We start from the raw sequence: 20729 nt of genomic DNA, 5'->3' as shown, positions 1-20729 counted from the left end.
CATGACTTTAAAGAAAAAATTAGGAATGGGTATCGCATCAGCAGTATTAGGAGCAGCGTTAGTGGGTGGAGGAACATTTGCATTCTTTAGCGATAAAGAAGTGTCAAATAATACATTTGCGGCTGGTACGCTTGATTTATCATTAAATCCATCAACAGTTGTTAATGTATCGAATTTAAAACCTGGTGATACAATTGAAAAAGAATTTAAACTAGAAAATAAAGGCTCTTTAGATATTAAAAAGGTTCTATTAAAAACAGACTATAATGTAGAAGATACGAAGAAAGATAATAAAGATGATTTTGGTAAACATATTAAAGTAACATTCTTAAAAAATGTAGATAAGCATGAGACGATTGTGAAAGAAACTACATTAGATAAATTGAAGGGTGATACACTTACAGCAGTAAATAATGATTTAGCTGCTTGGTTCTGGGATGAAAAAGGTATTTCTGCAGGTAAATCTGATAAATTCAAAGTGAAATTTGAATTCGTTGATAATAAAAAAGACCAAAATGAATTCCAAGGCGATAAGTTACAATTAACTTGGACGTTTGATGCACAGCAAGGCGATGGTGAAACGAAATAATAATGACAACAAAAAGAGACTATCAAAAGTGGTAGTCTCTTTTTGTGTTAAAAGAGAAATGTAAAAAGAAACATAATTTTTATATCATTTTATAATTCACTTTATTATAATAAAGGTATAGTTCTTGATAAAGAACAAGTTGTTCGATAGGAGAGATTAAAATGCTGAAGCCACCTCGCAAATTCAAAAGGATGCTTATATTGCCATGTTTGTGTTCTATTACTTTTTATTTAGGCTCTCAAATGATGACTTATACAGAAGCAGCTTTCATTCATGAAACGAGAGTTGAGGCTACTATTTCTACAGCAAGTATTTTTCCAAAAACAGTTGATCAATTAACAGAACAAGCTAAGCAACATAAGGAAGTTATTTTGCGTGAGTATGAAGGGATGAAATTGAAATTAACCTTTACTTCCATTCAAGAGTTAGAGCAGGTGCTTGCTACGTGGAAGCAAGGGCGTGAGAAAATAGTTGCGGAAAGAGAATTGTTACAAAAAGTATATGTATCAATAGAGGGTCCTTATAATCAAGTGCAAGAAGAGTTAAAAGGAAATAAAAGCGAATCGAATAAGCAAGTATTCTCATATGTGAATGCTGGTTTTCATATAGTGAAAGACAATTGTGAGTATGTTGATAAAGAGGTAAAGTTACAGGTGATTGATAAACAAATTCAAGATTTTGAGAAATTACTAGTAGAGGAAACAGCAAAACAAGTAAGTGAGGCTAAGAAACAAGAAGAAGCGAAAAAGCAAGAAGAGAGTAAAAAGCAAGAAGAAGCGAAAAAACTAGAAGAGAGTAAGAAGCAAGAAGAAGCGAAAAAACTAGAAGAGAGTAAGAAACAAGAAGAAGCGAAAAAACTAGAAGAGAGTAAGAAGCAAGAAGAGGCGAAAAAACTAGAAGAGAAGAAACAAGAAGAAGCAAAAAAGCTGGAAGAGAAGAAGAAACAAGAAGAACAGAAAAATAAAGATAGCAAGTAAATACAGCAACATTTCAGAGCGAATAGAGGTTATAAAGCCGAATAGGTGAGAGAGCATTGTGACTCACCTATTCGGCGTGTCTTCTTTATTTTAACAATACACGTCATATACGAGAAAACTGGTTGGCAGCATGATGGTGAAAGATACTAATTAGTATAGATAGTGAAAATTAATTACGTTTTTCTTTGTTTCTCAACAAATTTCCGAAAATTTAAAATGATATTGAGAAATAAAAATAACTGAAAATACTAATAAAAAAATGTTGTATTTATATAGAGTTGTTCGTTATAATGAACTTAAGGTTTTTAAAAGAGAACGAATATTAGCTAAGCTAATATGGTTTTCTTTATGTCCCTTATTGAAAAATTATAGGGGGAAAAATATAAAAAACAGCTAGGGGGAATTGATTGTGAGTCTGAAAAAGAAATTAGGTATGGGAGTTGCATCAGCGGCACTGGGGTTATCTTTAATTGGTGGAGGAACGTTTGCATACTTTAGCGATAAAGAAGTATCAAATAATACATTTGCAGCTGGGACGTTAGATCTTACATTAGACCCTAAAACGCTTGTAGATATTAAAGATTTAAAACCAGGGGATTCTGTTAAGAAAGAGTTCTTATTAAAGAATAGCGGTTCATTAACAATTAAAGACGTTAAACTAGCAACAAAGTATACTGTGAAAGATGCAAAAGGCGATAATGCTGGTGAAGACTTTGGTAAGCACGTTAAAGTGAAATTCCTTTGGAACTGGGATAAACAAAGTGAGCCTGTATATGAAACAACTTTAGCTGATTTACAAAAAACTGATCCAGATCTTTTAGCTAAAGACATCTTTGCTCCTGAGTGGGGAGAAAAGGGTGGATTAGAAGCTGGTACAGAGGATTATTTATGGGTACAATTTGAATTTGTAGATGATGGAAAAGACCAAAATATCTTCCAAGGTGATTCATTGAATTTAGAATGGACATTCAATGCTAACCAAGAAGCTGGCGAAGAAAAATAATAAAAAAGCGGGTATCCCCCGCTTTTTTTTATAAAGAAAAAGAAGTGCTGGTTGTTAGCACTTCTTTCTATTATTATTTTTGATCGTGCTTCCATTTTGTAAATTCAAGAAATTCACGAAATTGTTCTTTGGAGACACCAGAGTTCATTGCATCTTTAACAAGCTGTGTCCATTCGGAGTCTAGGTTAGTTTCCTTTGTTGTTTCATCATGAAGTAAAGTATCAACTGGAATTTGTAGAACTGCTGCGATCTTTTCAAGAAACTGAATGGAAGGGTTTTTTTGTAAATTTCGCTCTATAGAACTAATGTAAGATTTAGCAACACCAGCTTTTTCGGCAAGTTCAGTTAATGAAATACCTTTTTGTAAGCGAAGGCGTTTTATACGTTCTCCAATCATATTTGCGCACCTTTCTATCAATATGTAGTCGTCTTATGATGTCATTATTATAACATAAACTTCGTTAAAAAGAACAAGGCTATTGAGCCTGACTGGATGGCTTCATACGTCTTAAAAAATGTTCGATATCTTGCAGGGCGATACCAGCGTCTAGAGCTTCAAGTATTAAATCAATCCATTCTTGGTCCAGTGCGTCAGTCTTATCTTTGTACAAATGTAATTCCTCCCTAATTATCGGTCATAACTGCTGCTACAGAATATATGATAATGCAACCGCATTTTGTGTTTTATATAGTGAATTATCAAATATTTTGTAGATAAAACAAAGATAAAATCCCCATTAAATTCCCTCTATGGCGATTATAAAGTTTCTGACAAATATTTTCAATATTTTCAGAAAACATTGTTGAATTGTGATATATTCGTATGCTAACTATGGAATTTTTACAAATATGTTAAAAAAATTACATAATATAACTAAATATTGAAAAAATATTGAATTTTTAATAAAATTCAATTTGTAATACATATTTTTTATTAGGGGAGGAAATAAGGGATGAACAAGAAACCGTTCAAAGTTTTGTCATCAATCGCTTTGACAGCTGTGTTAGGTCTTTCATTCGGGGCGGGTGGCCAGTCTGCATATGCTGAAACACCTGTGAATAAGACAGCTACGAGTCCAGTCGATGATCATTTAATTCCAGAAGAACGTTTAGCAAATGCGCTAAAAAACCGTGGGGTAATTGATTCGAAGGCTTCAGAGACAGAAACAAAGAAAGCCGTCGAAAAATACGTAGAGAACAAAAAGGGTGAAAATCCTGGGAAAGAAGTATCAAATGGGGACCCACTTACAAAAGAAGCATCTGACTTTTTAAAGAAAGTGAAAGATGCGAAAGCTGATACGAAAGAAAAGTTAGACAAACCAGCAACAGGAACACCTGCAGCGACAGGCCCAGTTAAGGGTGGTCTAAATGGTAAAGTACCAACTTCTCCAGCAAAGGGAAAAGAATATAACGGTGAAGTTCGTAAAGATAAAGTACTCGTTTTACTTGTAGAGTACGCTGACTTTAAACATAACAATATCGATAAAGAACCTGGTTATATGTATACTGACGATTTTAACAAAGAACATTATGAAAAAATGTTATTCGGTAATGAGCCATTCGCATTAGAGGATGGAAGCAAAATCGAAACGTTTAAACAATATTACGAAGAGCAATCTGGCGGTAGTTATACAGTAGACGGAACAGTTACAAAATGGTTAACAGTTCCTGGTAAAGCTGCTGATTACGGTGCAGATGGTGCGACAGGTCATGATAATAAAGGACCAAAAGGACCACGTGATTTAGTAAAAGATGCATTAAAAGCAGCTGTAGATAGCGGTATTGATTTATCAGAGTTTGACCAATTCGATCAATATGATGTAAATGGCGATGGAAATCAAAAACAACCGGACGGTTTAATCGACCACTTAATGATTATCCATGCGGGTGTTGGACAAGAAGCAGGCGGCGGTAAATTAGGTGACGATGCAATTTGGTCACATCGCTGGACTGTTGGACCAAAACCATTCCCAATTGAAGGCACACAAGCGAAAGTTCCATATTGGGGCGGAAAGATCGCAGCATTCGACTACACAATTGAACCAGAAGATGGCGCAGTTGGTGTATTCGCACATGAATATGGTCATGATTTAGGTCTTCCAGATGAGTATGATACAGACTATACTGGTGACGGTGAACCAATTCAAGCTTGGTCTGTTATGAGTGGCGGAAGCTGGGCTGGTAACATTGCAGGAACAACGCCAACGAGTTTCTCACCACAAAATAAAGAGTTTTTCCAAAAAACAATCGGTGGTAACTGGGCAAATATCGTAGAAGTAGATTACGAGAAATTAAATAAAGGTATCGGTCTAGCAACATATTTAGACCAAAGTGTTACGAAATCTAACCGCCCAGGTATGATTCGTGTTAACTTGCCAGATAAAGATATAAAAACAATTGCTCCAGCATTTGGTAAGCAGTATTACTACAGCACAAAAGGTGACAATCTTCACACAAAAATGGAGACGCCACTGTTCGATTTAACAAATGCAACGACTGCGAAATTTGATTTCAAGTCATTGTATGAAATTGAAGCAGAGTATGATTTCCTTGAAGTACATGCTGTAACAGAAGATGGTCAGCAAACATTAATCGAAAAACTTGGTGAGAAAGCAAATAGTGGAAATGCACATTCAACAAATGGAAAATGGATTGACAAATCATACGATTTAAGCCAATTCAAAGGTAAGAAAGTAAAATTAACATTTGAGTACATTACAGATGGTGGTTTAGCATTAAACGGTTTCCTACTTGATAATGCATCACTAAATGTAGACGGTAAAGTAGTATTCTCTGATGATGCAGAAGGTACACCGCAGTTCAAATTAGATGGATTCGCTGTATCTAATGGAACAGAGAAGAAAAAACATAACTATTATGTAGAGTGGAGAAACTATGCTGGTTCGGATAACGCATTGAAATATGCTCGCGGTCCAGAATACAACACAGGTATGGTTGTATGGTATGCAGACTCAGCTTATACAGATAACTGGGTTGGTTTACATCCAGGACATGGTTTCCTTGGCGTAGTTGATTCTCATCCAGAAGCAATTGTTGGAACTTTAAATGGTAAACCAACAGTAGCAAGTAGTACACGATTCCAAATCGCTGATGCGGCGTTCTCATTTGATAAAACGCCAGCTTGGAAAGTTGTATCTCCAACGCGCGGAACGTATACGTATAATGGCTTAGCAGGCGTACCGAAGTTTGATGATTCGAAAACGTATATTAATAAACAGATTCCAGATGCAGGACGTATTTTACCGAATCTTGGCCTGAAGTTTGAAGTAGTAGGACAAGCTGATGATAATTCTGCTGGTGCTGTTCGTTTATATCGTTAATACAGTAAAACTACCGAAAGATTTTCTTTCGGTAGTTTTTTTGTGAGCAATGAATTTTATATGCAAGAAGAAATTATATATAATGTAACTTTACGAATAGAAATTTATTATATATGAAGTCTATATAAATAATGAAAGAATTGGATAAAAATAGTGGGAGAAGGTGAATGAATGAGTGTTTCTTCTATTGTAAATAAACAAAAAGCATATTTTTATAATGGCCATACGAGAAGTGTAGAAGTGAGAAAGAATAATTTGAAGAAGCTTTATGAAGGCATTCAGCGTTTTGAAGAAGAAATATTTCAGGCATTGAAATTAGATTTAAATAAGTCAGTTCATGAGTCGTTTACAACGGAAGTTGGATATGTATTAAAAGAAATTTCCTTTCAATTGAAGCATATTTCATCGTGGAGTAAACCGAAGCGGGTTCGAACAGCACTCACTCATTTTGGATCAAAGGGGAAAGTAGTTCCTGAACCGTACGGTGTGACACTTATTATTGCACCATGGAACTATCCGTTTCAATTAGCAATTGCACCTCTTGTAGGAGCGTTGGCGGCTGGAAATACAATTGTTTTAAAGCCGTCAGAGCTAACGCCAAACGTTTCCAAAGTACTTACGAGGATGTTAGAGGAATTATTCCAAGAAGAGCTTGTAGCGGTAGTAGAAGGCGGTGTAGAAAAGAGTACGGAATTGTTAAAGGAACCGTTTGATTATATTTTCTTTACAGGTAGTGTCGGTGTTGGAAAAGTTGTGATGGAAGCAGCAGCGAAACGGTTGACGCCACTCACGTTAGAACTTGGGGGAAAAAGCCCATGTATTGTACATAAAGATGCAAAAATAGATGTAACAGCAAGACGAATTGTTTGGGGTAAGTTTTTAAATGCAGGGCAAACGTGTGTAGCGCCTGATTATATGTATGTGCATGCTTCGGTGAAAGAACAGTTAATCGAGGCATTACGACACGAAATTGCGGAGCAGTATGGAAAAGATCCACTAAACAATGATAATTATGTACGAATTGTGACTGAACGTCATTTTGAACGTTTATGTTCATTTTTGAAAGATGGTAAAACGGTAATCGGCGGGAACTATAAAAAAGAAACTTTACATATAGAACCAACAGTGTTAACAAATGTTACATGGCAAAGTACTGTTATGGAAGATGAAATTTTTGGTCCGATCTTACCAATTGTAGAATACGACAACATAGAAGAGGTAATTGGAACAATTCAGCAACATCCGAAGCCATTAGCGTTATATGTATTTTCTGAAGATAAAGAAGTACAAAAGAAAGTGACAAGTAATATTTCATATGGCGGAGGCTGTATTAATGATGTTGTCTATCATCTTGCAACGCCATATTTACCTTTTGGTGGTGTTGGAAGTAGTGGATTAGGTAGTTATCATGGGGAAGAAAGTTTTCGGACTTTTTCACATTATAAAAGCATTTTAGCCCAATCTACGGCATTCGATATGAAAATTCGTTACTCTTCTACAAAAAGTGCTTTAAAATTCATACGAAAGTTGTTAAAATGATGATGGTGTTTATCAGTAGGCGTAGCCGTATGATAATAGCCCCTTCGTAATGGAAGGGGTTTTTCTGTTCGACATATGTATCATGCAAAAATGAATCAAACATACTACATAAAGAATAGAAGAGAACGCTAAACAACCATTTTTGTTTGGATCGAAACAAAAAATAGTCTATAGAACATAAATATTTATTCATGAATATAAAAATTAAAATTTAAGGTAGATAGGACGGGAAAATGAAAAAGATTATTAAAGTTGAAGCAGTAGAAAAACATTTTGGAAATCAAGTGATTATCCCACCTCTTTCTTTAGACATTAAAGAAGGGGAATTTTTAACGATTTTAGGGCCGAGTGGTTGCGGGAAAACAACGTTACTTCGCATGATCGCAGGCTTTGAAACGCCAACTAAAGGGAATCTTTTATTAGATGATGAAAAGATTAACGATTTGCCACCATATAAGCGTCATATGAACTTAGTGTTCCAACATTATGCGCTATTCCCACATATGAATGTGGAGAAAAATATTTGTTTCGGTATGAAAATGCAGAAAGTACCGGCAGCAGAGCAGAAAGAGCGTGCTGAAGAGGCAATGCGTTTAACGCAGTTACTTGAGTTCCGTAATCGTAAACCTGCAAAGCTTTCTGGTGGACAGCAGCAGCGTGTAGCAATTGCGAGAGCGATTGTAAATAACCCGCGTGTATTATTACTAGATGAGCCACTTGGGGCGTTAGACTTTAAGTTAAGAAAAGATTTGCAACGTGAATTGAAAAACTTACAACGTAATTTAGGAATTACATTCATATACGTAACGCACGATCAAGAAGAGGCGATGAGCATGAGTGATCGTATTGTCGTTATGAATAAAGGACATATTGAACAAATTGGAACGCCGAAAGAAATTTACAATAAGCCGAAAACAATGTTCGTTGCGACATTTATCGGTGAAAATAATATTGTGAAAAACGGGGAAGGCTATGTAGCAATTCGCCCTGAAAACGTAAAAGTACGTTCGGTTGAAGAGCCGATTTTAAAAGAATACCATCTTGGACATATTGAAGACGTTGAGTTTGTTGGAAATATGGAAAAGCTGTATGTACGTGACGAGAAAACATCAGAATTACTAATGGCATATCAAACTGCTGAAGAAGCAGCGCAGTGGAACATTGGAGATAATGTATACGTAGGCTGGGAGCAAGAGGACGAGGTGACCTTAAATTGAAAAAAGGGAAATTACTCGCACTACCGACAGTCGCGTGGCTGTTAATCTTCTTCCTAATTCCCCTTCTGTTTGTATTGGCATTTGCCTTTATGCAGCGCGGGGCATATGGGACAGTGGAAATGCAATTTACGTTAGAGAATATAGCTCGTGTGTTTGATCCACTATACATGGGAACGTTATGGGAAACTGTTAAGATTGCAGTTATTACAACAGTAATCTGTTTAGTAATTGGTTATCCATTTGCTTATACAATTACAATTGTTGATCGCAAATACCGTTCAATTCTTTTATTATTGGCAACGATCCCGTTTTGGATTAACTTCCTTGTTCGTTCATACGCATGGATTGTTATTTTACGTTCACAAGGTCTTGTAAACACATTGCTATTGAAACTAGGTATTATAAGTGAACCTTTAAATTTACTATATAACACACCTTCTGTAATACTCGGAATGGTCTATTCTTTATTACCATTTATGATTTTACCGGTGTATGCAGCGATTGAGCAGCTTGATAAGCGTAAGCTAGAAGCAGCTTATGATTTAGGAGCAACACCAGCAAAGGCATTTTGGAATGTAACAGTACCAATGACGATGTCAGGGATTGCTACTGGTTCTATTTTAGTGTTTGTTTCTTCTATTGGAATGTTTGTTGTATCAGACGTTATGGGTGGATCGAAAGTAGCGTTAATCGGAAACGTAATTCAAAATCAATTCTTAGGAGCGCGTGACTGGCCGTTTGGATCTGCGTTATCTATGATTGTTGTTCTATTCTCTGTTCTGTTAATTTACTTATATTATCGTGCAACGAAAGTATATAAATATGATGGGAACGGAGGGGAATAGGCAAAGATGAAGAAGTTTTTAGTTTCTTATTCTTGGTTAATTTTATTGTTCTTGTATTTTCCAATGATGGTTTTAATGGTATATTCCTTCAATGATTCTCGCATTAATGCGGAATGGGAAGGTTTTACATTCCATTGGTATACAGATTTATTTCAAAAGCAAGATGTTATTGATGCGTTTGTAAATAGTATGACGATTGCGATCGTAACGACGGTTGTAACGACAGTTCTTGGTGTGATTTTCGCGATTGCATTACATCGTTATAAATATCGTTACGAAGGGGCTATTAACGGTCTTGTGTATTTACCAATTTTAATTCCTGATATTTTAATGGGATTATCTTTACTTATCTTATTTAGTCAATTAGGTATGGAACTTGGCAAAACAACAATTATTATTGCGCACATTACATTTAGTATTTCATTTGTTGTCGTTATTTTAGCAGCGCGTCTTTCTGGTATGGGACGTGATTTAGAAGAGGCTGCGAATGATTTAGGAGCAACGCCGTGGCAAACGTTTCGTTATGTAACGTTCCCAGCAATTGCACCAGGAGTTATTTCGGCCGCATTATTAACATTCACATTATCAATTGATGATTTTGTAATTAGTTTCTTCGTATCAGGACCAGGATCAACAACATTGCCATTATACATTTACAGTATGGTTAAGCGCGGAGTATCACCAGAAATTAATGCACTTTCTACAATTTTAATTGTGGCTATCGTAGGATTAATGGTTCTATCTGAAATCTTCCGTAACAAAGGTGCAGATGGTGAAGAAAACTCTGGAGGACACCTTCCTTTATAATACGAATGATATAGAAAGTACGAGGAGGTAATAAACCGATGAAATTAATGAAAAGATTAGCCGGCGCAGCAATTAGCTTTAGCCTTGTTGCTGGTGTACTTGCTGGTTGTGGTGAAAAGAAAGAAGAGTTAAACATTTATAGCTGGGCTGACAATTTTGATGAGCAAGTGCTAAGAGATTTTGAAAAGAAATATAACGTGAAAATTAACTATGATAAGTATGCAAGTAATGAAGAAATGCTTGCGAAATTACAAGCAGGTGGCGCGAAGTATGATTTAATTCAGCCGTCTGATTACATGGTTAAAACAATGGCGAAAATGGATTTATTAGCGCCGTTAGACAAAAAGAATATCCCGAATATCGAAAATATGGTTTCTAACTTCAAAACACCAGCGTTTGATCCAGAGAATAAATATTCTTTAGTATATACTTGGGGCGTAACAGGTATTGCATACAATAAAAAGTATGTGAAAGAAGCTCCTACAAGCTGGGCTGACCTATGGAATGAGAAATATAAAGGGCATGTAACTTTATTAAATGATTCTCGTGAAGTATTAGGTATGGGTCTTAAGAAGCATGGATTCTCAAACAGCACGAAAGACGATACACAGTTAAAGACAGCAGCAGATGATTTAAAGAAGCTGCTTCCAAACTTATTAGCATTTGATACAGATAATATTAAACAAAAATTCATTACAGAAGATGCTTGGATCGGAACAGTTTGGTCTGGAGATGCAGCATTTATCGCAAAAGATAATAAAGATGTAGAGTACGTTGTACCAAAGGAAGGCGGCACAATTTGGGCTGATACGTTAGCAATTCCAAAAGGTGCGAAAAACAAAGAGCTTGCAGAGAAGTTTATGAACTACTTATTAGATGAAAAAGTAAGTGTGAAAAACTACGAGTCAATTGGATACAGTAATCCTAATGAAAAAGCTCATCCTCTTCATAGTAAAGAATATCGTGATAATCATATGATCTTCTTAACGAAAGAAGAATTAGATCGTACAGAATGGCTTGTTGATGTAGACGATAAGCTAAAAGACTATGATCGTTACTGGACAGAGTTAAAAACAAAAGGTAAATAAGTAAGGAAATGCGGTTTCTAAAATAGAAATCGCATTTTTTCATAGTAGGAGGAAATCGCTTGAAAAAGAAGTTACATCAATATGAGGTAGTATGTATCGTTTTATTACTTGCTGTATTTGGCATTGTTGCTTGGCGCGTACATGCGGGTGGCGTTACAGTGATGGATACATATGTCCGAGCATTAGTAAAAGGATTACAAACAGAAGGTTCGCTTACATTTTTCTCACACTATACAAAATTAGGTTCTGCTATCGGGATCGTAACTACGCTGGCTATAAGTTTACTTGTTTTTTGGAGAAAACGTTATTATGCTGCGATGATCGTGTATCCAATGGGCATTTTAATAACACATCTTGTTAATAAAGGGATAAAAGAAATTGTGAAAAGGGAGCGCCCATCGTTAAATGAAACGTTGGATGCGCTTGGGTATAGCTTCCCTAGTGGACATGCAATGTTATCTATTATGACATTCGGGTTTCTTACTTATATTATTGCGGCAAATTTGAAGAGTGTAACTGGAAAATATGTTATAACGATTTTGATGGGAATTGTAATTGTATCGATTGGATTAAGTAGAGTTATTTTAAATGTACATTATCCAACTGATATTTTAGCTGGTTATTGCGTAGGTGGTATTTTGTTAATTATGGCGATTTACTGCCATCGTTTACTTACCAAGAGATTGGGACTTAATAAAGAAAGATAAAAAACGTCTGGAAAAACTATCATTATAGTGTTTCCAGACGTTTTTTGTTTGTACGAAGATGTGATACAGTATAAATGACAATTGAATTATTTAAAGTAGGTGAAAATGTGTGAAAACAAATGTACATAAAGTAGATAAGTGGGGGAAATTAGGAGATTTTTTGTATCAGTTTCGTTATACAGTAATTGTAGCATTACTATTGGTTGCGATCGCACTCGGTATTTTCGCTCCAAAGCTGCCGGGAGTATTAGGCGGTGATGGTTTCCAAACGGAAGGGGACTATCAAAAAACGAAAGAAATTTTAGATAAAGATTTTAAGAGGTCTCAAGACACACTTCTACTCGTTTTTGAAAAAAATAAGGGTGCTTCACATGAGGAATTTCAAAAGCAAGTAGAGGGAATTGTAAAGAATGTACAAGAGAAAGAGACATATGAATCTTTCCATCACCCAGTGCAAAATAAAGAAATGTTACAAGATGATATCGGCTATGCGACAATTTTATTTTCCGGGAAAACAAATAAAGAACGAATGGAAAAGACATTGCAATTTGCTGATAAAATCGAAAAGGAAAGTAATGCAGCGGTAAAAGTAACGCCGACAGGATTTCCAAAAATTAATAAAGAGATTAATGAAAGAACGCAAAATGATTTGAAAGTAGCAGAGATGATTGGGTTACCAATTGCATTTCTCGTATTACTATTTTCATTTGGTAGCCTTTTGGCATCTATTTTACCAATTGTAAATGGGGCACTTAGCGTTATTAGTACGATGGGCATATTATACTTTATAGGTAGCGATAAGGAACTATCTATCTTTGTGTTAAATGTTGCACCGATGATTGGACTTGCACTATCTATTGATTTTGCACTATTATTTGTAAATCGCTTTCGAGAGGAAGTTGCAAAACGAACGGTAAAAGAAGCGATAGCGATTACATATCAGACAGCAGGGCGCGCTATCGTATTTTCGGGATTATGTGTATTTGTTGGATTATCCGGCTTGTTTTTCTTTAAAATCGATTATATTCAGTCTGTCGCAATTAGCGGAATGATTGTTGTGATTATGAGTATTTTATTCTCACTCACACTTCTTCCAGCGCTATTATCATTAATTGGGAAACGAATATTAAAAAAGAATCAAGTAGCACATACGCCGGCAAAGGCGTGGCGTAAATTTGCGCAATTTGTAATGAAACATCCAATCGCAATGATTATTGTTGTTACAACATTTATTGTTATTTGCTTATTACCGTTACGTACAGCTAATTTGCAGTTCCCTGACGTAGAAGCTCTACCTAAACAAAGTGATACAAGAATTGTATATGAGAAGTACGAAGAGGCATTTAATAAAACTGCAAAAAAACATGCTGATGTTACGTTAGTGGTAGAGACGAAAAAAGATATGAAAGAAAAAGAAAGTTTACAAAAGATAGAAGAAGTCGTTCAAAAGTTAAAAGATGATAAGAAAGTATATGAAGTTAGAAGCTTATACGACGGGTTAACTCGTATGAAAGCAGATCAAGTTGCTGGAATGTTAGAGTCGCCAGAAGCGGCGAAACTAGCTCCTATATTTGAAGCGTATACGAAAGGAAATAAGACGACGATAGAAATCTTTTTGAAAACAAAACCACGTACTGAAACTGCTAAACAGTGGGTTCGTGATTTTAAACAAAATTATAAAGAAACAGATGTTACGTATTATTTAGGCGGGATGACGACGTTCCAACAAGAGTTAGAAGATGAAATTAAAGATAAAGTTGCAATTGGTATGTCTGTTATATTTGGATCGACCTTTGTTATATTATTATTTGCATTCCGATCTATACTCATTCCAATTAAGGCGATTATTATGAATATACTTAGTTTAAGCGCAACAATTGGAATTGTTGTTTGGTTATTTGAAGGTGGGCATTTTGGTTTAGAAGCGAGTCCTGTTCTATTTGTCTTACCAATCTTTATTTTCGGTCTCGTATTTGGGCTTAGTATGGATTATGAAGTTTTTCTTATTTCACGTATTCATGAGTTATATGAAGAAACAGGAGATAATGATCAAGCAACGTTAGAAGGACTTGTGTCAACAAGTAGGATCATTACATCAGCTGCGTTAATTATGATTGTTGTAACAGGTGCGTTCGCCTTTACTGATATTTTACCAGTACGGCAAATGGGGCTTGGTGTTGCATTAGCAATATTCCTTGATGCAACAATTATTCGTCTTATGCTTGTACCAAGTTTAATGAAACTGTTTGGAGATTGGAACTGGTGGTTACCATTCCGAAAGAAAAGAGAAAAATCATCGTAAGAAATACTCATCTTATAGATGAGTATTTTTTTATGAATAGCAAGACCTACATTTTGCAAATAGTATGTGATAAGAACATTACATATAAGTAGGTGAAGGCAATGTTTCGTTATTTTAAGTTTAAGCTAAATGATACAGTACAGTTTGCAGAAAACGATGGGCATATGTATCGCATTGTCGGTTATCGGTTAGAAAAAGGATATTATCCAAAAGATGAATGGACTCATATCATTTATGAATTACTTAGAGATTTTGATGGGTATACGATGGATGCGGAAGAGGAGGAACTTGTAAAGGTCATTCAAGTAGAGGATGAGTATTACAAAATACAAGAGGTATCGGGCTATCGTTATCCAGTAAAAATGAAGCAAAAACAACAAGTGATGAAAGTAGAAAAAATTGATGACTTATTAGATACGTATAATGATTATAAAAGATTGGCGGATTTCTTTAAAGATTTATCGTATGAGCAAAAAGCGGAAGAAGTATTGCAGGAAATGAAACGGCGTAGAGCGTGAGGGGGCCAGTCTACTATAAGACTGGCCTCTATTTTTGACGGTGCATCAAATTGTGTTTTCCGTTACAATGAGAGAATCAATAGAAATAAGGTGATACAGTATGGAAACGAAGAAGAAGGGCGAATGGTGCGAAATTACTGTTCCAGCGAAATGGAATGGCATAAGTATTGATTCGTTATTAAAAATAGAATGGGAAATACCGAAAAAGTTGTTACATCAGCTTCGTATGGAAAAAGGTATTACCGTTAACGGAGAACAGAGAAGATGGAATGAGCTTTTAAAAGAAGGCGATAAGTTACAAGTGCATATGTTTATGGAAGAAGAATACGATGTAGATCCTGAATATGGTGAATTAGATGTAGTATATGAAGACGATCACGTACTCATCGTAAATAAGCCTGAGAAGATGGATACGCATCCTGCGGAAAAAGGTGGGATGGGAACACTTGCAAACCTTGTTGCTTTTCATTTTCAAATGCAAGGTTTAGAGACGAAGGTTCGTCATATTCATCGGTTAGATAAAGATACGACAGGTGGTGTCGTGTTTGCTAAGCATAGAATTGCTGGTGCAATTATGGATCGTTTATTAATGGAACGAAAAATTAAAAGAACATATGCGGCGCTTGTGGAAGGGAAAGTAAAAGGTAAGCAAGGAACAATTGACGCAGCTATTGGAAGAGATCGCCATCATGCGACGAGACGACGTGTTTCTCCAAAGGGAGATCAAGCTATCACATTTTATAAAGTAGAGAAGTATTTTAAAAACCAAAATGTTACGTTCGTAACGTTACAATTAGAAACAGGTAGAACCCATCAAATTCGTGTTCATATGAGCTATCATGGTAATCCATTAGTTGGAGATGTATTATATGGTGGACAAACGCAATATATGTCCAGGCAAGCATTACATGCGATGAAGATAAACTTCTTACATCCAATTACGAAAGAAGAGATCGAAGTGGATGTACCATTCCCTGCAAAATTAAATGATACAATGAAAGAATTGCAAAGAATGAATGCGTAAAGTGTAAGTTTAAATTTGAGAAAAGTAGATTCTTGCAGGAATTTCTCTAAAAGAAGCGAAGCCGTTAAGAGAAAAGAGAGGTGAGAATTGCTTGGTCAAATATAAATACATACTAGGAATATTTTTCGTGTGTCTTTTAGTTACTCTATGCCTCTATCCATATTTACCAAATGAGATGGCTGTACATTGGGATGAAAATGGTGGGCCGAACGATTTTATGAGTAAACAAGTTGTTATAGCATTTATTCCTTTTTTTCTTATTTTTTTACATGGGTTGATGTATATTATTTCACATAATATATATAAGTTTAATGAAGGCGAGCATGTCATTATAAGTGGATTTCTAAAGACGATTACTTTATTTATGTTGTTTATCCATATGCTCATTCTCTTTATTAATTTTGGAAGTATGATATCCTTTCAAACAGGACTAACAATTGGGATTAGTATGTTTCTTTTTATGCTTAGTAAGTTGTTTAAACAAGTTCAGAGTACGGAAAAAGACCCAATCAAATTACAAAAGATCCGTTTAGTGAGTAGGCGGATTTTTCAAATGATGGCATGTAGTATATTATTTTCATTATTTTTGAACTTGAAGTGGGGGTTTTATGTATTACTTAGTGTAATAAGTAGTGGTTCTACTTTGTTCATGTTTTACATTTTATACTCATACATAATAGAAAGTTATGAAACATAAAAAAGAGTCTTCTCATTATGAGAAGACTCTTTTAATCTATTTACTTCGTAATAAATTGTTGTGTCCAGTAGTTGCCGCTTTCTACATAGCCAACACCGATGTGAGTGAAGCCGTTATTTAAGATGTTTGCACGGTGTCCAGCACTGTTCATCCAAGCTTGTACTACCTCTTCAGGTGTACGTTGGCCTTGAGCGATGTTTTCACCTGCAGATGTATAAGAAATACCAAATTTCTTCATCATGTCAAACGGAGACCCGTATGTAGGGCTGTTATGATCAAAGTAGTTATTCTTCTGCATATCTTCAGATTTAACACGTGCTACTTTGCTTAATTCAGTATCGATTTTTAGTGCTGGTAAGCCTTGTTTTGCACGTTCAGCGTTTGTTAATTCAACAACACGTTGTTCGAATTCGCTTAAAGATTTTGCTTCTTCAGCAGGCTTTTGCTCAGCAGGTTTTTGTTCAGCAGGTTTTTGAGTATTGTTGTTTTCAGCAGGTTTTTGAGCTTCTGGTTTTTGAACTTCTTCAGCAGGCTTTTGTTCAACTGGTTTTTGCTCAGCAGGCTTTTGAGTTTCTGGCTTAGCTGTTGGTTGCTCAGTTACAACATTTTCAGTTGGTTGTTGACCAGGAATAATGCAATTTGGTTGGAAGTTTCCTTGTTGCCATTGTGCTAATGATTCCACGCCCATAGATTGTAAGAATGCTTGTAATTCTTGTTGGCTCATTTGCTTCATCATCACTTTTGAATGCTGAATATTTTGAACCTTTACGTTAGATGGTTGTACTGTTGCAGCTTGTGCATCTAGAGAAGATACTCCTAAAGTAAGAGCCGTTGCAGCAGCTACAGATAATAAAACACGCTTTTTCATGATGTGTGTCCCCCTATATAAAGTTTTAATTTGTTTTCACACGATTTGTTTTTGACAGCCTGTCTGACTGACAAATTCATCGTAGCATAGATTTTGTGAGAAAAAAGATGGAAAAAAATTCATAGACTTAAAATTTACCTAATTTATCCTAAGAGGGGAAAAGAGGAAAAATAAGAGAAACATAGAGTATAAAAGGAATTTTCAGCATTTTTATACTTGGTTTTAAGAGGGGTATTTTGGATGAATTTACCTAAACAGAAAATGAAGAATCCTATTGTATCAATGGTTTGAGAGTTTTTTTTAGGAATATACTGGATTGATTTTTACAAAACTGTAATGTATCTGTTGTTCTTTTTTATAATAAAGTAACATATTTTTAATATTGTAGCGGACAAAAAAGCGGCTATCTCTTTACATAGACGAAGGAGATAGCCGTTTTCCTATTATTACGTATGTTACGAGTTATTACGAGTTGGTTTCAATTGCTTCTAATAATAAATCTACAATGTGAATTCCTCTCATTTTATGAAAAAGTCCTTCTCGTTCAATGCCTAATTTCATTTGTAGTAGACAACCTGGATTTGCAGTAACAATAGTTGCTGCTTCTGTTTCATGTACACGGTCCATTTTATAATCTAGAAATTCCATGGAGAGTTCTGAATGAACAATATTGTAAATACCAGCAGAACCACAGCAGCGATCCGCATCTTTCATTTCACGATATGTTGCGCCTTGAATTGCTTCTAGTAACATACGAGGTTCTGAAGATGTTCGCATAACATTGCGTAAATGACAAGAGTCTTGATACGTAATAATTTGCGATGGAAGTCGTAAGTCATTTCGTTTATGGAAATCTAGTTCTACTAGAATAGCAGTAATATCTTTAATTTTAGAAACAAACTGCTTTGCGCGTTCAGCCCACTGTGGATCATCTTTTAAAAGATAATCGTAGTCTACGAGATAAGCTCCGCAACCACCTGCATTCGTAATAATATAGTCGATATTTAAATCTTCGAATGCTTTTATATTTCGTTTCGCTAATTCTTTCGCTCCGCTCTTTTCACCAGCATGCCCATGTAATGCACCGCAGCAACTTTGTGTTTTCGGAATAACGATATCACAACCAGCTAACTGAAGAAGTTTCATCGTTGCGTTATTTGTTTCTAAAAACATCGTATCCATTAAACAGCCTGTGAAGAATGCAACTTGTTTCTTTTTTGTACTTTCAGCAGGTAAAAATGCAGGACGATCTTTCATTGCTTTCATTTTAGGGACTTTTGGTAAAACGAGATCCATTGTTGCAAGTGTTTCAGGGAATAACTTCATAATACCCATTTTATGTGTTAGTGTTTGTAAACCAGAACGTTGGTAAAATCCGATTAACCCTGTTAATGTTCTCATTCGATTTTGATGCGGGAAGAGCCCTTCAAAAACGACTTTACGAACGGCTCTCACTGGCACCGAGAACTTTTTGTTTTGATTTATAATATCACGAGCTTCTTCTAATAAATGTCCGTAATTTACACCTGATGGACAAACAGGTTCACAAGCACGGCAGCCAAGGCAAACGTTCAATGTATTTTCAACATCTTCATCTGGTTCAATTAAACCGTCAACGACCGCTTTCATTAATGCAATACGTCCTCGTGGTGAATGTGATTCTTTATATCCAGATTGAATGTAAGTAGGACAAGTAGGTAAACAGAAACCGCATCGCATACAGTTTAGTAGTTCATCTTCACTTAATCTTTCTTTAAATTCTTTTTGAATGTTTTCTTTATTTAATGTTGTCATCGCTCAACCATCACTCTTTTGCGAGTGTCTTTCGCGAACATCTTGCCAGGGTTCATAATGTTATTTGGATCGAAGGCTTGTTTAATTCCTTGCATGGCAGCGATACCTTCTTTACCTAATTTCATTTCTAAATAAGGAGCTTTCATCGCACCAACACCATGTTCACCAGTAATTGTGCCACCAAGTTCAATTGCTTTCGCAAATATTTCAGCAAAAGCTTGTTCAGCTCGGTGCATTTCTTCTTCATTACGAGCATCTGTCATACAAGTTGGGTGTAGGTTGCCATCGCCAGCATGCCCAAATGTACAAATAGGAATATTATATTTTTTTGCAATGGCATTAATAGCTTCAACCATCGGAGCTATTTGTGAGCGTGGTACCGTTGCATCTTCTAATATTGTAGTAGGTTTTAATCTTGCAAGTGCTGATAGTGCACTACGGCGAGCTGTCCGAAGCGCATCTGCTTCCGCTTCATCTTTTGCAATGCGAACATCGACTGCATTCATAGAGCGGCAAACGTTAGCCATTTTTTCAATATCTCGATTGACAACTTCAGGTGGACCGTCTTGTTCAATTAATAAAATTGCTTTTACATCAGTTGGTAAACCGATTTGTGCAAACTCTTCTACTACTTCAATTGTCGGCTGGTCTAAAAACTCAAGTGTCGCTGGAATGATTTTATTTGCAATAATAGAAGAAACAGCACGTGCGGCTTCATTAATATCTTCATATAGTGCAAGCATCGTTTTCTTCGTTTCAGGCATAGGAACAAGTTTTAATATTGCTTCTGTTACGACGCCAAGTGTTCCTTCAGAACCGATAAATAAACGAGTTAAATCGTAACCGGCTACATCTTTTGCTAATTTACCGCCAGTACGAATAATATCGCCATTTGGTAAGACAAGTTCAAGACCCATCACATAATCACGTGTTACGCCATATTTTAATCCGCGTAATCCACCTGAGTTTTCATTAATGTTACCGCCGATTGTAGAAATTTTCATCGAGCTTGGATCTGGTGGATAAAATAAACCTTTTTCTTCTACCGCTTTAATAATATCAAGTGTAATTACACCAGCTTGTACAGTAATTGTTAAATTCTCTTCATCAATTTCTAAAATGTTATTCATATGGCGGAAGATAAGGACGATACCGCCTTCAAGTGGACATGTCCCCGCGCAAAGGTTTGTTCCAGAACCACGAACATATACAGGAATTTTGTGAGTGTTACATATTTTTAACACTTCAGCTACTTCATTTGTATTACGAGGAGCAATGACTGCATCAGGCATTGCTTGGAAGTTTGGAGTGGCATCATAACTATACGTTAAACGCCCCATATTGGATGTATCTACATTATCTTCGCCAACAATGGATACGAATGAATGAATAAATTGCTTTTCTAACATTGGA

General features: G+C 35.7%; 19 protein-coding genes. 14 read left to right on the top strand and 5 right to left on the bottom strand.

Annotated elements, in window-relative coordinates:
* Position 1 precedes the first annotated feature (1 nt).
* The 3 genes from JDS99_RS15755 (at position 2) to calY (ending at position 2569) form a co-directional block, all read left to right on the top strand.
* Positions 2-589 carry a CalY family protein gene (locus tag JDS99_RS15755; RefSeq protein WP_000172837.1) on the top strand — a complete coding sequence of 196 codons (588 nt, stop codon included), beginning with the start codon at positions 2-4 and terminating at the stop codon, positions 587-589.
* 161 nt (positions 590-750) lie between these two features.
* Positions 751-1566 (top strand): DUF4047 domain-containing protein, encoded by an 816-nt coding sequence (locus tag JDS99_RS15750; protein ID WP_199695327.1) that lies wholly within the window; start codon positions 751-753, stop codon positions 1564-1566.
* A gap of 409 nt (positions 1567-1975) precedes the next feature.
* A complete protein-coding gene (gene calY, locus JDS99_RS15745) occupies positions 1976-2569 on the top strand; it encodes a biofilm matrix protein CalY (protein ID WP_000053730.1) in 594 nt (197 codons plus the stop codon).
* 73 nt (positions 2570-2642) lie between these two features.
* On the opposite strand, the gene JDS99_RS15740 is transcribed toward calY, so the two are convergent.
* Both JDS99_RS15740 and JDS99_RS15735 read right to left on the bottom strand, forming a co-directional pair.
* Positions 2643-2966 (bottom strand): helix-turn-helix domain-containing protein, encoded by a 324-nt coding sequence (locus JDS99_RS15740; protein ID WP_088062549.1) that lies wholly within the window; start codon positions 2964-2966, stop codon positions 2643-2645.
* Between the two features lie 79 nt (positions 2967-3045).
* Positions 3046-3180: an anti-repressor SinI family protein gene (locus JDS99_RS15735; protein WP_088062551.1), complete on the bottom strand. Its 135-nt coding sequence runs from the start codon at positions 3178-3180 to the stop codon at positions 3046-3048.
* Between the two features lie 342 nt (positions 3181-3522).
* Between JDS99_RS15735 and inhA1 the strand changes: the two genes are divergently transcribed.
* From inhA1 to JDS99_RS15680, 11 genes are all read left to right on the top strand, one after another.
* A complete protein-coding gene (gene inhA1, locus JDS99_RS15730) occupies positions 3523-5910 on the top strand; it encodes a M6 family metalloprotease immune inhibitor InhA1 (protein WP_001035922.1) in 2388 nt (795 codons plus the stop codon).
* A 171-nt stretch (positions 5911-6081) separates the two neighbouring features.
* Positions 6082-7449: an aldehyde dehydrogenase gene (locus tag JDS99_RS15725; protein WP_060489442.1), complete on the top strand. Its 1368-nt coding sequence runs from the start codon at positions 6082-6084 to the stop codon at positions 7447-7449.
* Positions 7450-7682: 233 nt separating this feature from the next.
* Entirely contained in the window at positions 7683-8666 is a 984-nt protein-coding gene (gene potA, locus JDS99_RS15720; protein ID WP_199695326.1) for a spermidine/putrescine ABC transporter ATP-binding protein PotA, read from the top strand.
* The gene (gene potB / locus JDS99_RS15715) at positions 8663-9511 is read left to right on the top strand and encodes a spermidine/putrescine ABC transporter permease PotB (RefSeq protein ID WP_000715495.1); all 849 of its coding nucleotides are present in this window, start codon (positions 8663-8665) and stop codon (positions 9509-9511) included. The genes potA and potB overlap by 4 nt, the downstream gene beginning before the upstream one ends.
* A 6-nt stretch (positions 9512-9517) precedes the next feature.
* Positions 9518-10318: a spermidine/putrescine ABC transporter permease PotC gene (gene potC / locus JDS99_RS15710; protein WP_000714201.1), complete on the top strand. Its 801-nt coding sequence runs from the start codon at positions 9518-9520 to the stop codon at positions 10316-10318.
* A 38-nt stretch (positions 10319-10356) separates the two neighbouring features.
* Positions 10357-11406, top strand: coding sequence for a spermidine/putrescine ABC transporter substrate-binding protein PotD (gene potD / locus JDS99_RS15705; protein WP_000772499.1), 1050 nt, complete (start codon positions 10357-10359; stop codon positions 11404-11406).
* 59 nt (positions 11407-11465) lie between these two features.
* Positions 11466-12113, top strand: a complete 648-nt coding sequence (locus JDS99_RS15700; protein WP_000727812.1) for a phosphatase PAP2 family protein — start codon at positions 11466-11468, stop codon at positions 12111-12113.
* Between the two features lie 109 nt (positions 12114-12222).
* A complete protein-coding gene (locus JDS99_RS15695) occupies positions 12223-14415 on the top strand; it encodes an MMPL family transporter (protein ID WP_199695325.1) in 2193 nt (730 codons plus the stop codon).
* A gap of 101 nt (positions 14416-14516) precedes the next feature.
* Entirely contained in the window at positions 14517-14933 is a 417-nt protein-coding gene (locus JDS99_RS15690; RefSeq protein WP_060489448.1) for a hypothetical protein, read from the top strand.
* Between the two features lie 100 nt (positions 14934-15033).
* Entirely contained in the window at positions 15034-15957 is a 924-nt protein-coding gene (locus JDS99_RS15685) for an RluA family pseudouridine synthase (protein ID WP_199695324.1), read from the top strand.
* Positions 15958-16048: 91 nt separating this feature from the next.
* Positions 16049-16654, top strand: a complete 606-nt coding sequence (locus JDS99_RS15680) for a DUF1648 domain-containing protein (protein ID WP_199695323.1) — start codon at positions 16049-16051, stop codon at positions 16652-16654.
* A 40-nt stretch (positions 16655-16694) separates the two neighbouring features.
* On the opposite strand, the gene JDS99_RS15675 is transcribed toward JDS99_RS15680, so the two are convergent.
* The 3 genes from JDS99_RS15675 to glcD form a co-directional block, all read right to left on the bottom strand.
* Positions 16695-17522, bottom strand: a complete 828-nt coding sequence (locus JDS99_RS15675; RefSeq protein WP_000747605.1) for a CAP domain-containing protein — start codon at positions 17520-17522, stop codon at positions 16695-16697.
* 465 nt (positions 17523-17987) lie between these two features.
* Entirely contained in the window at positions 17988-19316 is a 1329-nt protein-coding gene (locus JDS99_RS15670) for a (Fe-S)-binding protein (protein ID WP_199695322.1), read from the bottom strand.
* Entirely contained in the window at positions 19313-20725 is a 1413-nt protein-coding gene (gene glcD, locus JDS99_RS15665; RefSeq protein ID WP_199695321.1) for a glycolate oxidase subunit GlcD, read from the bottom strand. Before glcD ends, JDS99_RS15670 begins: the two co-directional genes overlap by 4 nt.
* Between the last annotated feature and the right edge of the window lie 4 nt (positions 20726-20729).

The organism is Bacillus cereus group sp. N6 (genome assembly GCF_016483705.1).
Lineage (GTDB): Bacteria > Bacillota > Bacilli > Bacillales > Bacillaceae_G > Bacillus_A > Bacillus_A wiedmannii.
This window is presented reverse-complemented; position numbering and strand designations above follow the sequence as displayed.

What these genes read in the sequence shown, in the direction of transcription:
- JDS99_RS15675 (WP_000747605.1), bottom strand. Translation starts at nt 17,522, where the DNA reads ATGAAAAAGCGTGTTTTATTATCTGTAGCTGCTGCAACGGCTCTTACT.
- potD (WP_000772499.1), top strand. Translation starts at nt 10,357, where the DNA reads ATGAAATTAATGAAAAGATTAGCCGGCGCAGCAATTAGCTTTAGCCTT.
- JDS99_RS15690 (WP_060489448.1), top strand. Translation starts at nt 14,517, where the DNA reads ATGTTTCGTTATTTTAAGTTTAAGCTAAATGATACAGTACAGTTTGCA.
- glcD (WP_199695321.1), bottom strand. Translation starts at nt 20,725, where the DNA reads ATGTTAGAAAAGCAATTTATTCATTCATTCGTATCCATTGTTGGCGAA.
- JDS99_RS15670 (WP_199695322.1), bottom strand. Translation starts at nt 19,316, where the DNA reads ATGACAACATTAAATAAAGAAAACATTCAAAAAGAATTTAAAGAAAGA.
- JDS99_RS15740 (WP_088062549.1), bottom strand. Translation starts at nt 2,966, where the DNA reads ATGATTGGAGAACGTATAAAACGCCTTCGCTTACAAAAAGGTATTTCA.
- potA (WP_199695326.1), top strand. Translation starts at nt 7,683, where the DNA reads ATGAAAAAGATTATTAAAGTTGAAGCAGTAGAAAAACATTTTGGAAAT.
- JDS99_RS15685 (WP_199695324.1), top strand. Translation starts at nt 15,034, where the DNA reads ATGGAAACGAAGAAGAAGGGCGAATGGTGCGAAATTACTGTTCCAGCG.
- JDS99_RS15755 (WP_000172837.1), top strand. Translation starts at nt 2, where the DNA reads ATGACTTTAAAGAAAAAATTAGGAATGGGTATCGCATCAGCAGTATTA.
- JDS99_RS15725 (WP_060489442.1), top strand. Translation starts at nt 6,082, where the DNA reads ATGAGTGTTTCTTCTATTGTAAATAAACAAAAAGCATATTTTTATAAT.
- potC (WP_000714201.1), top strand. Translation starts at nt 9,518, where the DNA reads ATGAAGAAGTTTTTAGTTTCTTATTCTTGGTTAATTTTATTGTTCTTG.
- inhA1 (WP_001035922.1), top strand. Translation starts at nt 3,523, where the DNA reads ATGAACAAGAAACCGTTCAAAGTTTTGTCATCAATCGCTTTGACAGCT.
- JDS99_RS15750 (WP_199695327.1), top strand. Translation starts at nt 751, where the DNA reads ATGCTGAAGCCACCTCGCAAATTCAAAAGGATGCTTATATTGCCATGT.